Consider the following 14,879-nt stretch of genomic DNA (forward strand, 5'->3'; position numbering starts at 1 on the left):
TCTATTAGCGTTTCACCGCTTCAAGTTTCCAGATATTGTTCACGTAGTCTCGGATTGAGCGGTCTGACGTGAACTTGCCAACAAGGGCGGTATTAAGAATGGCCTTCTTCGCCCAGCCAGCTTGATCTTTATATTGTTCGCTCATGTCTTCGTGCGCTTTCACGTAAGATGCAAAGTCCGCAAGACATAAGTACGGGTCACCGCCGTCTAGTAGGCTGTCGTATGTGGCACGCAGTAAGCCCGGTTGACCTGGAGTGAATTCTTCACCCAGTAGTAGGTCCATGGACGCTTTGAGTAAGTGATCCGCATTGTAGTAATCAAATGGGTTATAACCTTGAGCTTTCAGCGCTTTCACACCTTCAACATCTAGACCGAAGATATAGATGTTCTCATCGCCTACTTCCTCACGAATCTCAACGTTTGCACCATCCATTGTACCGATAGTTAGCGCACCGTTTAGCGCCATCTTCATGTTACCTGTACCTGATGCTTCTTTACCCGCTAGCGAGATTTGTTGAGAAACGTCAGCCGCAGGGATAATGATTTCAGCCATGCTCACGCGGTAGTCAGGGATGAATACCACTTTCAGCTTGTTACCGATGCGAGGATCGTTGTTCACCTTGTCTGCAATCTTGTTGATTGCGAAGATGATTTCTTTCGCTAGGTGGTAACCCGGTGCTGCTTTTGCTGCGAAGAACACAACGCGTGGCGTACACTCAAAACCTGGTTCATTAAGAATACGGTGGTACAGAGACAGTACGTGTAGCAAGTCTAGATGCTGACGTTTGTACTCGTGCAGACGCTTGATTTGAACATCGAAGATTGCATTAGTATCGAGCTCGATACCCATGTTCTCTTTCACCCAAGTTGCTAGGCGTTCTTTGTTCTCTTTCTTCACTGCCATGAATTCTTTTTGGAATGTCGCGTCAGTAGCGTACTTCGCAATACCTTCAAGTTGCTCTAGTTTCGCTGGCCATTCTGGGCCGACTTTCTCAGTGATAAGCTGAGACAGACCTGGGTTACAGAACTTCAACCAGCGACGTGGCGTAATACCGTTCGTTACGTTGTGTAGACGTGTCGGGTACATTTCGTGGAACTCTGGGAATAGGTCTTTCTTAACCAATTCAGAGTGAAGTGCTGCTACACCGTTTACTGCGTAAGAGCCGATTACACATAGGTTTGCCATGCGAACCATGCGGTGGAAACCTTCTTCGATGATAGAAAGCTTCTGTTGTTTCGCGACATCACCCGGCCACATTGCACGTACGTCTTGTAGGAAGCGGTGGTTGATCTCGTAAATGATCTCCATATGACGTGGTAGCAGGTGCTGGATTAGCGACTCTGGCCATGTCTCTAGTGCTTCTGGAAGTAGCGTGTGGTTGGTGTAAGCAAATGTCTTAGAGCTGATTTCCCAAGCAGCTTCCCAAGCTAAACCTTTTTCATCCATCAGGATGCGCATTAGTTCAGGAATCGCAATCGTTGGGTGCGTATCGTTAAGCTGGATAGTCTCTTGCTTAGGTAGATCCGCTAGCGAGTAGCCCGCAGCTTCGTGGCGACGTAGGATGTCACGTACAGACGCTGCTGAGTGGAAGTACTGCTGCATTAGACGCAGTGTTTTACCTTTCTCGTGGTTGTCGTTCGGGTAAAGCACTTTAGTGATGTTACCTGCGTCGATCAGTGCGTGCTGAGCTTCGAAGTAATCACCATTGTTAAAGCTTGCTAGTGAGAATGGTGCAATCGCCTGACATTCCCAAAGACGTAGCGGGTAAACCGTGTCTGATTCGTAACCCACAATTGGAAGATCCCAAGGCATTGCTCTTACTGTCATGCCTGGTACCCATTTGCGAACTTCTTTACCGTTCTCGTTAATCACTTCAACGTGACCGTAGAAACCGATCTCTTGCGCAAGTTCTGGACGCGCAATTTCCCAAGGGTAGCCTTCTACACCGCGCCAAGCGTCAGGTGCTTCTTGCTGGCGACCATCTTTGAATGACTGTTTAAATAGACCGTATTCGTAATGTAAACCATAGCCGACAGTTGGGAATTCTTGTGCCGCACATGAATCCATGAAACACGCAGCCAGACGACCAAGGCCACCGTTACCCAATGATGGGTCGCGCTCTTCTTCTAGCAGATCAGTTAGGTTGTAACCTAGTTCAGCCATTGCTTCTGTTACTTGTTCGTACAGACCCATGCTGATTAGGTTGTTACCAGTCAAACGACCGATAAGGAATTCTAGCGAAAGGTAGTTAACGCTCTTCGCACTTTTAATGCGTGGATCTTCTTCTGTCGCAAGCAAATCTAGAGTAGTAAATTCAGCCAGAGCATGCCCCATTGCTAGGTACCATGCGCGGCTGTCTGCGTTTTCAATCGTATGAGCGTAAGTTACAGATAGGTGTTTCTTTACGCTTTCTTGGAACGACTTCTTGTCAAATTGTTTTTGTTGAGTAGGTTTCATTACGAAATTCTCACGTCTTTTGGTAATTCATCTGCCATACATCGTGCATTTACCTCTGTGAATAAACATCCTCCTAATTCTCATCCTTTGAAGGAGGAGGGCTGAGGGCGTAGAGGGGGTACCATTGCTAGGTTAGTGATCCAAATCTCAACAAAGTGAACTTTGCACCAGTTCTTAGTGATTTTGATCACAATGGAATGTGAGAAAGGTTAAAACCCGTTCATGACGCTTTTTATAGTCCACTCATCTGATGATGTGAAAATTGTAATATCGGTCACATTAACTCGGTCAGCGTAGAAGAACTTTTCGTAATCTATGTGCAACGCGATCTTAACGCTAACGAAACAAACGATATTTAAGTGACGACAATCACAAATAAAGGGCGTAGTTGATGGTAAATCCATCAACCCTTGAGAATTAGGAAGTGGATCAAAGTAACGAACATTTCTGATGTCGTAACATCCCACTCAGCTCACAGGATTGTACGCTTTTTATACAAACTAGAATTAGGCGATGTGAGTTATTTCTAGTTTTCGCTAGCTTTTATATCTAAGTGACCGTATGGAATGGTTTTTCAGACGGACGCAAGCCCCAACAGTAGCGACATTATCCGGCATTCAAACAGTGTTTTTGATGCTGATGACATCATTCAGTAAGACGGCTTTCAAGGGGGCTTTACTAGAATGATCACGTTGCTGTCATTTGGGTATACATAAATAAGGACATAACTACTAATGTGGATTCCATCTAAGCTTACTCGACCAGGACGCCTGCACAATGCCATCGTGCGCCCACGAGTGTTGGACTTACTACAGCAAGCGCCTTACTACAAATTGGTTTTATTCCGCTCCCCAGCAGGTTACGGAAAAACAACAATGGCAGCGCAGTGGCTATCCGATAAGCCAAACGTCGGTTGGTACAGCATTGATGACAGCGATAACGACGGCTTTCGCTTTGTAAACTATCTGCTTCAAGCATTAAACAAAGCCACCAACTTCAGTTGCGCTAACGCACAAAAACTGGCGGAAAAACGTCAGATCTCGTCTTTACGCTCCCTATTTAGCGAAGTATTCGCTGAAATGGCTGACTTTCATCAAGAGTGCTACGTGGTACTTGATGACTACCATTTAATCACGAATGATGAAATCCATGAATCCATGCGTTTCTTCTTAAAGCACATGCCAGACAACCTCACCGTTGTGGTAACCAGTCGTGCAGCGCCGCCTCTGGGCACTGCAAACTTACGTGTTCGTGATTTAATGATCGAAATCGGCAACGAGATGTTGGCGTTTGATACCGAAGAAACCACTCGCTTCTTTAACCAGCGTATCGCCGATGGTATTGATGAAGACATGGCGAACAGCCTAAGAACCTATGTTGAAGGTTGGCCATCGGCGATGCAGTTAATCGCATTACAAGCCCAACATCAAAACCGCACATTGGCACAAACTGTAGAGTCGGTATCGCAGTTCAATCACGCGCACTTGTGGGATTACTTGGTCGAAGAAGTGTTTGACTTACTCGATCACGAAACTCGTCACTTTTTAATGCAAGTATCCGTGCTTGACCACTTCAATGATGAGTTAGTGTTTGCCCTTACCCAACGCGAAGATGCACTGGGAATGATTGAATCGCTTAACCGTTACGGCTTATTCATTTACCCGCTCGAAGGGGAACAGAACTGGTTCCGGTTCCATAACTTATTTGGCGAGTTTTTATCGCATGAGCGCCAAGCTCGTATTCCTCAGCAAGAAAAAGATCTCCACCGCAATGCTGCTATCGCTTGGTTACAACAAAAAGCACCACACCAAGCGATTCATCATGCACAAAAATCGAATGATAAGGACTTAGTGGTAGAGATCCTAAACGAATTCGGCTGGAAGATGTTTAACCAAGGCGAACTCAGCACACTGGAAAGCTCAATTAACAAGTTGGACGATGATCTGTTGTTCAGCCACCCAAAACTTACGATGCTCCGAGCATGGTTGGCTCAAAGTCAGCATCGTTATAACCAAGTGGGCCACCTGCTTGAAGAAGCGGAAGAGGAACACAAAAAGCGTAACATTGCGTTAGATATTCATTATCAAGGTCAAGCAAACGCGTTGCTTGCTCAAGTGGCTATCAACAGTAACCAACCAGAAAAAGCTCTCGAATTAGCGGAGTTAGCGCTTAGCCAACTTGATAACACAATTTACCGTAGCCGAATTGTGGCGACTTCGGTTGTTGGTGAAGTTAACCACGTGCTAGGTAAACTAGACCGTGCTTTGCCGATGATGCAACAAACTGAAAAGCTAGCTCGTCAGTATCAGGTATATCACCAAGCGTTATGGGCAATATTGCAGCAAAGCGAGATTTTAATTGCACAAGGTTACGTGCAAGCTGCCTTTGAACTACAAGATTCCGCATTCCGTCTGATTGAAGATCAGCAGCTTCAGCATGTTCCTCTTCATGAATTTTTGCTGCGTATTCGCGCGCAAGTACTTTGGTGCTGGAACCGACTTGATGAAGCGGAAGAATGCGCGTACAAAGGTCTGCAAATTCTCGAAAACCATTCACCAAGCAAGCACTTACATAGCTATTCGATGTTGGCGCGTATTGCGATTGGACGCGGTGAATTAGACAAAGCCGGTAAATTCATTGAGCATATACAGCACTTGATGAAACAGTCGACTTACCACGTAGATTGGACTGCAAACGCTTCACTATCGTTGATTCTATTTTGGCAAGCGCGCGGGAATACCGATGCAATGCAAGAATGGCTCAACACTGCGGTTCGTCCTGAATCGGCATGCAACCACTTTTCTCAATTGCAATGGCGTAACATTGCTCGCGCCCACATTAACTTAGGCCAATATACCGACGCTCGTGCTGCGTTAGATTTTCTCCAAGGTGAAGCTCGTCGCACTAACCTAATCACAGATACTAATCGCAACTTAGTGGTTGAAGCGGTCCTTTCTGCTCGCCAAAAAGATGAGGAGCAAGCCAAGGCTCTGTTAAAAGAAGCATTAGTAATGACGAACCAAACTGGCATGGTCGGAAACTTCCTGATTGATGGTGCAACCATTGGCGGTCTGCTGGAGAAGTTGAGCCTCCGCCATGAACTGGGCGATCTTGAGCGTCACCGTGCTCAACAGTTAATGAAGGACATTTCATCGAATCAACGTAGCCGGTCGATTCACTTTGATGAAGACTTTATTGAAAAGTTGGTGAATCACCCTAATGTGCCAGAGCTAGTACGTACCAGCCCATTAACACAACGCGAATGGCAGGTTCTGGGACTGATTTATTCAGGCTTTAGTAACGAGCAAATCGCACAAGAGCTGGATGTGGCAGGTACGACAATTAAAACCCACATTCGCAACCTGTACCAAAAGCTTAATATTGCTAATCGTAAAGAAGCCATTGTGACAGCTGAAAATTTGCTGCAGTTGATGGGATACTGAACTGCTAGATAAACGGGTTAAAACGTAAAGTAAAACACAAGGGTTGGCGTAACACGTCAGCCCTTTTTTATGACTGAAAGTAAGAGAAGTGCAATTTGCAAAGCACGTAAGTAACGTTGTTCATATAAAAAAATAGCCAACCGCAATAATCGCGATTGGCTTATATTTAGTGTGAACAAATTGTATTCACTAACAACGTCAGTTGGCTAGGTGACCCTCGGCTTAAGAAGGGTCGAGCAGTATTATGCATTAATCATGCCAAAATGCAAAGACTTATTTTTGGGCACAAGATCTCATATAAGTTGGATTTATTCACGCGAAAATTATCAAAATGCAATTCCATAACGCAAATTGCAATTGCATAATGCAACCAAGATTGATAATTGATAGTAGAGTTAATCATCTCAAAAATGTAAACCAAGCATTAAAAGCTCGTTACGGCGGCATTGTCTCTTGGCGGGTAATAAAGATAGGCAATAGATTGGATATAAAACCAAGTAGTTACAGCACTATTTCATACTTTTTTCATCGCAATGTTTGTATACTCTCTGCCATCGAAACGACTTAGCATTAGAGCAATGAACTACTTAATTACTTTCTTCAAGGGAATCGCCATGGGTGCAGCAGATGTGGTACCTGGTGTATCTGGCGGCACCATCGCGTTTATCACTGGTATTTACGATACGCTGCTTGAAAGCATTCGACGCATTAACCCCTCACTTTTCTCTATCTGGCGAAAAGAAGGGGTTAAAGCCGCGTTTAATCACATCAACGGATTCTTCCTTATCGCTCTGTTTGCCGGCATTTTCACCAGTATTGCAACGCTAGCAAAGTTGATTACTTGGCTTCTTGACACACACCCGATCCCACTTTGGTCATTTTTCTTTGGTTTGATTTTGGTCTCTGTGTATCACATTATTCGTCAGGTTGAGCAACGCGATCTTGTCCGCTTTGTCATTCTGCTCGTTGGTGTCGGGTTTGCTTATAGTATTACTGTGCTCAAACCTTTACACATGGAACCAACGGCCATTAACACCTTATTCGCTGGAGCTATCGCGATTTGTGCGATGATCTTGCCGGGTATCTCTGGCAGTTTTATTTTGCTGCTGATTGGCATGTATGCTCCTGTATTAGCCGCAGTGAAAGGTTTTCAAGTCGATACATTAGCGCTATTTTTGTCTGGCTGCGTGATCGGTTTACTGTCCTTCTCTCACTTATTGTCGTGGTTACTACGCAAGTTCCGTGATTTCACCCTGATGTTTTTGACTGGATTAATGATTGGTACGTTGCCAAAGATTTGGCCATGGAAAGAAACCATCACTTGGCGCACCAATTCGAAGGGCGAACAAGTGCCATTGCTACAGCACAACCTATCACCATTTGAATTTGAACACGTGACATCACAACCTTCTCAGTTAGTACTTGCTGTCGTAATGATGCTTGCAGCCATTGCTCTGGTTTTGGGTCTAGAGAAATTCGCAGATTCAGATAAATAACTTTGGTATCAAACACATACTGAACCAAATAAAAACGGAGCCAATTGGCTCCGTTTTTATCTATTGGCTAAGGGCAAAACATCTCAATTGAAAACTCTGCTGTATTTGATGCAATAAAGTCCGTCGCGTTACTAAGAAGCTGGTCACCGAGGTATAACGCACAATTTACCGAGGTCACGAGTTGGCGAGCGGCGCATCTGTGCTACGATGCTCGTAATGTTAAGTGATAAATGCTGAACCTTAATGAAACTGTTACAAATCGCCGCTGTTTCAGCCGCATTAGTTGCGGGATTTTATGCCCCGACTCTAATAAAAAGCTTTTCTTCTTCCACTCAAAGCAAGTCAATAGATGAATACTGCTTTCTCTCTACAACCTCTTGCGTCCAAGAAAATGTTATGATGACGCTAAACTCAGAAACTGCTCAACCCTTGGTTCCTACCACTCTAAATGTTGAGTGGCATACAAGCGATGCTAAGCAACTCATCCTAAGTCTTTCAGGAAGAGAAATGGAGATGGGTGAGCCTAAGTTTTTGCTGAAGCAAATCGCTCCTGGCCAATATCAAGGTGACATCATTCTCCCGGTTTGCACGGAGGATGCAATGACTTGGGTTGGTGAACTCAGTGATGGAGAGAATACCGTTTACCCTGCTATAAAAATGCAAAGATAAGGAATCGTTATGAGCCGCAATTGGTCCCTATTTCTCGTAGCTGCTTTCGCACTCGGGTTTGGCGTAAAGAGCTATTTAGATAACCAGAAAACGAAGCCAGAGCAAGTGGACAGTTCCACCTCTCAACAAACGGTATTGTTTGGGGAAAATAACCAAGCCGTCAATATCTTCGATGTGAATGACCCTCGCATCCGAGTCGTCTATTTTGGCTTTACTCGCTGCCCAGACGTTTGCCCAACTTCTCTTGCAATGCTGGCAGGAGCACTGAATCAAATTGACGACGCGCAAAAAGCACAACTACGCCCGATGTTCATTTCTTTAGACCCAGAGCGTGATGAGGCCGATGCATCAGCAAAATATGCCCATTACTTCCATCCAATGATTGAAGGCCTATCGGCACCACTTGATGTAACGACACCTTTGGCACACAACTATGGTGTCATTTTCCGTAAGACAGAATTGGAAGGCTCGGAACTAAAGTACACGCTGGATCATAGCTCTTACTTTTACTTCTTGAAGCCGGATGGCACGTTAATCACTAAAGTACCGCATACGCTCTCGCCGGCACCGATTGTTGAAGCCATTTCAAAACTAACGACCGAAGGCTCTTCAAATGACGGTTAAGTCAGTGCTGAAGCAATTTTTCAATTTCCTAACTCATACCAACCCCAATGTCGAACAAGACGTCGATACGATCATTGACGCCATTGGGGGCATAGAGAACCTGATAGAAACTGGTGCATGTGCGACTCGGCTGCGTCTTACCCTCAGAGCGACGTCCGTCATCGATAAGAACGCACTCAAAAATCATGGCGCGCATGGCGTCGTGATATTGGATGATCGTCATGTCCAAATCATATACGGCTTAAAAGCCAACACGTATTCGCAAATTATGGAAGAGCGCATCACAAAACAAAGTTAATATTTTTGCAGTATAGCTACCCTCTTTAAAAAACGGCGGCTATACTCTTTTGGCTTAATTAACTCACTTATTTATTAACCAACGAAGAGGACACAAGATGATTGTATTGAATAACACTAACTGGGCATCGCAAGGGTAACCCCAACAGCACCAACTCTGTGGCATAACCACAACTTCCCCTTCTCTGCCCGGTCTTCACCGGGGTCAACTCTATCCGAATTAGACCCTAATGCGATTTGTATTAAGGCGCTTTGTTGCGTCTGGGATAATTCAATAATGAATCAAACACATACTTTTTGTGACACATTAGTTTCAACTTCAAACCCTCTAAAACAATTGGGTTGGAAACCATTTTTTCAGCAACAACTGACATTAGACGATTACGACAACACTATCTTTGCTCGTGTGATTACGCACCACCGAAGTGGTTATTTATTGGCAACAGAAACTGGGCAAGTTCATCTTAATGCCCACCATTCTTTACCCAACATGACCGTCGGAGACTGGGTAATCTTAAATGAAGATCAGCAATTTGTTCGCTTACTGGATCGCTTGAGCCTCTTTAGCCGCAAAGCCGCTGGCAGCAAAGTGGCAGAGCAACTCATCGCAGCCAATGTGGATACAGTGTTTATCGTCTGTTCCCTTAACGACGACTTCAATTTAAGTCGTATTGAACGTTATCTTGCCTTGGCTCATGAAGCCGAAGTCGAACCCGTCATCGTGCTTTCCAAAGCCGATTTGTGTGACAATACTGATGAACTAAAAAGCCAAGTACAGAAGCTCGACCCTCTATTAGCTATAGAGGCAGTCAACGGCTTAGAAATAGAGAGTGCTTCTAAACTCATGACCTGGTGCAAAGAAGGACTAACCCTCGCTTTTATCGGTTCTTCAGGCGTTGGCAAATCAACTCTTGTTAATGCATTACTCGGGCAACAAGAACAGGCAACTGGGCATATTCGTGAAGACGATAGCAAAGGGCGACATACAACTACATCGCGCTCTATCCATCTATTACCTGATGGCGGCATCTTGATTGATACTCCGGGAATGCGCGAGCTTCAACTAGCAGATTGTGAATCGGGGGTCAGTGAGGCATTTTCTGACATTGAGGCTCTCGCTCAGCGTTGTCGCTTTGGTGATTGCCAGCATCAAACTGAGCCGGGTTGCGCAATTCAAACTGCGATTGAAAATGGCAAACTGGAAGTTCGTCGTTTCAATAACTATCAAAAACTATTGCGAGAACAAGCCTTTAACGGTGCGACTTTGGCAGAGCAACGAGCTCAAAGTCGACAGTTCGGGAAACTCACTCGAAATGCCATGAGTGATAAGCGCAGGCGCCAACAAAGTTATTAATTTGTTGCGTTTGAGTTGTCAATAAAATCAAAGGAGACGAAAGTCTCCTTTTTAACAACTTTATTAAAAACCATTACTCATAACTAATGATAATTTTCAACATAAAAATCTTATTTAAATAACATTGAGCAAACATTTAATCCAAAAACAAACTAAAACTAGACACAAAATATTACCAAGCTAAGATATGTGATATTCAGCAAGAAAATGGCTGAATTTATAAAAACAGGATAATTGATAATCATGTGTCTTAGTGACCAGAAGCAATGCTCACCCCTTGCAATACAAGGGCATTATCGCCGTGTAATGATGGACTATTGCCCTGCCACTCTGGCATAAAATTGCAGGAATGATGTATGCAACACAACAGCCTCGTTGCCCGATATGCTCGTGGTAACCTCGTCGTCCAGATCCTTGTCGGTATCGTCTTTGGTATTTTGCTCGCGACAGTTTCTCCAAGCCATGCCGAAAGCGCGGGATTAATTGGTAGCCTTTTTGTCGGTGCGCTTAAAGCGATCGCGCCAATTCTTGTGTTTATTTTGGTTGCCGCTTCAATTGCAAACCAAAAGAAAAACCAACACACTTACATGCGCCCAATCGTTGTACTGTACCTGATGGGTACATTCTTCGCGGCGCTATCAGCAGTGGTTCTAAGCTTCCTTTTCCCGACCAATTTAACGCTTGTCACCGGCGCTGAAGGTGCAACGCCTCCTCAAGGTATTGCTGAAATTCTACGCACATTGTTGTTTAAACTGGTCGACAACCCAGTAAATGCACTAGTAGAAGCAAACTACATCGGCATTCTTGCTTGGGGTGTGGGTCTGGGTCTTGCACTACACCACGCATCGGCGACAACGAAGGCCGTATTTGAAGATCTAAGCCACAGCGTGTCTCACATTGTGCGCTTTATCATTCGTCTTGCACCATTTGGTATCTTTGGCTTGGTTGCTTCAACGTTTGCGACAACGGGCTTTAGCGCGCTAGCAAGCTACGCACACCTTCTGGCGGTTCTTCTTGGCGCAATGATGATCATCGCACTCGTTGTAAACCCGGCGATCGTGTTCGTTAAAACCAAACAAAACCCTTACCCACTTGTATTCCGTTGTCTACGTGAAAGTGGTGTAACAGCGTTCTTCACTCGTTCAAGTGCGGCGAATATTCCAGTAAACATGGCACTATGTGAGAAGCTAAAACTGGACGAGGATACATACTCAGTATCTATCCCTCTAGGTGCGACCATCAACATGGCTGGTGCTGCAATCACTATCACAACGCTAACGCTTGCAGCTGTGCACACTATGGGTATCGAAGTTGATCTACTGACTGCGCTACTTCTAAGTATTGTAGCTGCGGTTTCTGCATGCGGCGCATCAGGTGTTGCAGGCGGCTCTCTACTACTTATCCCACTTGCGTGTGGCCTGTTTGGTATCTCAAACGACGTAGCAATGCAGGTTGTAGCAGTTGGCTTCATTATCGGTGTGATTCAAGACTCTGCAGAAACTGCGCTAAACAGCTCAACAGACGTTGTCTTTACAGCAGCAGTTTGTAAATCAGAGCAGCAAAAAGCTCAGTAAGACTGACAGAACAAATAGAAAGGGGAGCCGATGATGGCTCCCCTTGTTTGTTTAACTGCGCTCAATTACGCGGTGACCAAAGCCACTTCTTCAATCAGGAAGTGTTTGCTTGGTTCAACAAACTCTTGCTGCGCAGCAATAGTTTGCAGTTCCCACTCACCCGCATGGTACGTTGCACTCAACACCCCGTAACACGCGTCGTGACAATGTTGGAAAGCTTGTTTAGGAGACCAGCCTTTTAAGAGTCCCGCGGTAAAGATAGCTGAAATAAGATCGCCCACGCCAACAGGTTGTTTAGCAAACTCAAATTGAGGACGCTTCGCAAGGTAAATGCCTTCTTGCGTAGCCAATAGCATGTTGAAGCTGCCATTTTCTAGGCAGTAAAGGTGCTTAACTAGCACCACTTTTGGACCTTTCTCTAGCGCACGTTGGCATGCGGTGATCGCATCGTCTAATGAGTGGATTTCCATCTCAGCAAATTGACTTAGCTCGAATTGGTTCGGAACGATCACGTCCGCCATTGGCATCAAACGCGTTAGAAGATTTTCAGCAATGCCCGGAGCCACAATACAGCCTTTGTCTGGCGCGCCCATCACAGGGTCGCAAACGTAAAGTGCGTTCGGGTTCGCTTTCTTCACTTTCGTCACGGTATCTTCAACAGCAAGGCACTGCTCTGCGCTACCTTGGTAGCCCGTCAATACCGCTTGGCACTTTTCCAGCGTGCCGATGTTACCAAGTCCACGAACTAACTCGCTGATGTCTTCAGCCGCAAACGCTCGCCCAGTCCAGCCTTCTTGATACTGCGTGTGGTTAGAAAATTGAACGGTATGAATCGGCCATACTTCGAAACCCATGCGTTGCATTGGGAAAACAGCACTGCTGTTACCAGCATGACCAAAAGAAACATGAGATTGTATAGAGAGGATACCTTGCATAGTACCTTACCTCTTATTGTAGTTATCGATAGTTCAAAGACAGCGGCAAGCGCCAGTTTTGCGAAACCAGTAGTGTATCCGACAAACCAAGATTCTCTAACTCAATTCTCCTCAATATCTTCAGAGTAAGTTGGAGCGTTGGTTTTCACACCATCTTCTTAATTTCCATTTTGTCTTTATTCAGTGCGATTTCTAGGGTATCTCCTTCCCTTATCCCGAGCTGAGCCAGGATTACGCTTGGAATGACTACGGCGGTGTCGTCACCGATTTTAACAGGTTGACTTATCATCTTTCGTCCTCCAAATGTCGAAAATGAGTTTTCACGTCATTGGATGTCTAGCCTCAAATACGTTGAGCTGACTTGGATTGGCGTAACATTTTAAAGACAAAAGAAAAGCCTCAATCTTGAGGCTTCTGGATAAGATAGGTTATGGTTGAAGGAAGTTTTGAGTGAAATCGAGCGCATCTTTAGAGAGTTTTTTTTCGTTGGGCGATGTGCTTGCCTGGTCTTCTGCTGTTACCGTTGTCATCTTAGGCTGAAAATCTAGTGTTGATGTCTCCTCCCAAGCTTCGGAGGCGTCTTTATTCTCATCATTCAACACCGCATTGAGCTCCTCTTCCGCAGGAAAATACGCTTCGCGTTTGTACACTTTGTTAAGGGCTCGAATAATAGAGTGCTTTCTCACCATTCCTGAGGCCAGTTTTCTTTGCAACGGCTTCGCTATGGACTGCAATCCAACGACAACATCAACACCAATATTGGTTGCCACTTCATCACGTAACGTACGCGCAGGTTGGTAGCCCATATTGGCAGCAAGAAACAGCCAAACGTAAGCAATTGCATTACCCGTTTTACCTTTATCCTTCCACGCTTCGCCAGCATGATACATCGCTTTAGCACTGCCACCTTCCGCGGCCCGTTCTAGCCAGTAGCAACCTTTAACCATGCTCTTTTTTCTGTACCAATGCCATTTAGGTAACATAAGCCGACTTGGATCTTGCCATCCGCACTGTCTTTTTCCGCCGCTTTCATAAACCAGTAAAGCGCATCTGCACTGCGTCCTGCACTATTGTCTGGTGAAAGCTGCCATTCCCCCATATAAATCATGGCATCAATGCAGCCTTCTTCGGCGGCAGTTTCAATCAGTTGGTTACCTTTTGGGATATTTTTTTCAGTTCCTCGACCAAAGACCAAGGCCTTGCCCGTCGAAAATTTCGCTTCGGTATCCCCTTCCATTCCCGCAATTGCGGTACGCCAGAAGTTTGCCTGCTCTTTTAAAATCACATCTTCGCGCATGCGTTCACTTAAGCGAACAATGCCATACATCCCCGTCACATTGTCCAGTTTAGCGGCTTTATCGTACCAATACAGCGCTTGACGAATGTTGTCCTTTTCGGCTTCTTTCGCTAGAAATAAAATGGTGGGGATATGCCCGGTTTCTGCTTTGAACTCTCGCTCTTTACGCTCTTGCTCTCGCGCTTTATGCATCGCCTTTCGATAAGCGGCTTCGCGAGCTTTCCTCTCTGCCTCGAGTCTCTGTTTCCGCATCGACAACGAGATCATCCACACAAATATCAGGACGAGTGAAAGGCCAGTTGCCGCAATGGCAATGCCCATACTACTCATAAATAGCCTCTTTTGGTTTCAGGGCCCAATTCAACTCCCTTTCAGGGAAATCTTATGATTACGCGCCGACGTAATGCCGACTACCTTCATTATATAACGACCACTTAGCGAAAATCTGAAGCTTGCGAATACTTAATGGCGGTATTTTACTCAACATCACTGCAACTTATTTTTAAAAGAAAAATATAGCCCTCATTTTTATAGAACTTAATCACGGTTTTGGGGCTGAGACATTCTCATCCCCTATCATCCCCCCTTACTCATCCCATAAAAATTTACATTTTAATGATGTGCAGAACCTCTCACTATGCGTCTGTTTTATTATTTAATTTGTGAACAAAATCGACTGTGACAGAAAATTTTCACTTGTAAAAAACTTAACTGCCTGCTCTCACATTTTGC

Annotated in this window: 9 protein-coding genes and 2 pseudogenes; 7 read left to right on the forward strand and 4 right to left on the reverse strand. The window is 45.0% G+C overall.

Annotation, left to right across the window (positions count from 1 at the left end; genetic code table 11):
- Positions 1 to 4: 4 nt before the first annotated feature.
- Complete coding sequence (locus tag R7Z10_RS01905; RefSeq protein WP_005374836.1) at positions 5 to 2,458, reverse strand: glycogen/starch/alpha-glucan phosphorylase; 2,454 nt, start codon at positions 2,456 to 2,458, stop codon at positions 5 to 7.
- Between the two features lie 734 nt (positions 2,459 to 3,192).
- On the opposite strand from R7Z10_RS01905, the gene malT reads away from it, so the two are divergent.
- The 7 genes from malT to sstT all read left to right on the forward strand — a co-directional run bounded on the left by malT (position 3,193) and on the right by sstT (position 11,915).
- On the forward strand, positions 3,193 to 5,901 hold the full coding sequence (gene malT / locus R7Z10_RS01910) for an HTH-type transcriptional regulator MalT (RefSeq protein ID WP_005374834.1): 2,709 nt from the start codon (positions 3,193 to 3,195) through the stop codon (positions 5,899 to 5,901).
- 578 nt (positions 5,902 to 6,479) lie between these two features.
- Entirely contained in the window at positions 6,480 to 7,397 is a 918-nt protein-coding gene (locus R7Z10_RS01915) for a DUF368 domain-containing protein (protein WP_031778872.1), read from the forward strand.
- Between the two features lie 243 nt (positions 7,398 to 7,640).
- The gene (locus R7Z10_RS01920) at positions 7,641 to 8,066 is read left to right on the forward strand and encodes a hypothetical protein (protein WP_104980202.1); all 426 of its coding nucleotides are present in this window, start codon (positions 7,641 to 7,643) and stop codon (positions 8,064 to 8,066) included.
- 9 nt (positions 8,067 to 8,075) lie between these two features.
- A complete protein-coding gene (locus R7Z10_RS01925) occupies positions 8,076 to 8,690 on the forward strand; it encodes an SCO family protein (RefSeq protein ID WP_042522188.1) in 615 nt (204 codons plus the stop codon).
- A complete protein-coding gene (locus R7Z10_RS01930) occupies positions 8,680 to 8,988 on the forward strand; it encodes a PTS transporter subunit EIIB (RefSeq protein WP_104980204.1) in 309 nt (102 codons plus the stop codon). Before R7Z10_RS01925 ends, R7Z10_RS01930 begins: the two co-directional genes overlap by 11 nt.
- Positions 8,989 to 9,264: 276 nt before the next feature.
- A complete protein-coding gene (rsgA, locus tag R7Z10_RS01935; protein ID WP_318103779.1) occupies positions 9,265 to 10,341 on the forward strand; it encodes a ribosome small subunit-dependent GTPase A in 1,077 nt (358 codons plus the stop codon).
- A gap of 356 nt (positions 10,342 to 10,697) precedes the next feature.
- Entirely contained in the window at positions 10,698 to 11,915 is a 1,218-nt protein-coding gene (sstT, locus tag R7Z10_RS01940) for a serine/threonine transporter SstT (RefSeq protein WP_104976399.1), read from the forward strand.
- Positions 11,916 to 11,980: 65 nt separating this feature from the next.
- Here the strand turns inward: sstT and pdxY are convergent, their stop codons facing one another.
- The 3 genes and pseudogenes from pdxY to R7Z10_RS01955 form a co-directional block, all read right to left on the reverse strand.
- On the reverse strand, positions 11,981 to 12,850 hold the full coding sequence (gene pdxY / locus R7Z10_RS01945) for a pyridoxal kinase PdxY (RefSeq protein ID WP_318103783.1): 870 nt from the start codon (positions 12,848 to 12,850) through the stop codon (positions 11,981 to 11,983).
- Between the two features lie 101 nt (positions 12,851 to 12,951).
- Positions 12,952 to 13,139 (reverse strand): annotated as a pseudogene (locus R7Z10_RS01950) (AbrB/MazE/SpoVT family DNA-binding domain-containing protein).
- Between the two features lie 139 nt (positions 13,140 to 13,278).
- Positions 13,279 to 14,477, reverse strand: a pseudogene (locus R7Z10_RS01955) (tetratricopeptide repeat protein).
- Between the last annotated feature and the right edge of the window lie 402 nt (positions 14,478 to 14,879).

The sequence above is a fragment of the Vibrio sp. Vb1018 genome (assembly GCF_033338775.1).
Lineage (GTDB): Bacteria > Pseudomonadota > Gammaproteobacteria > Enterobacterales > Vibrionaceae > Vibrio > Vibrio alginolyticus.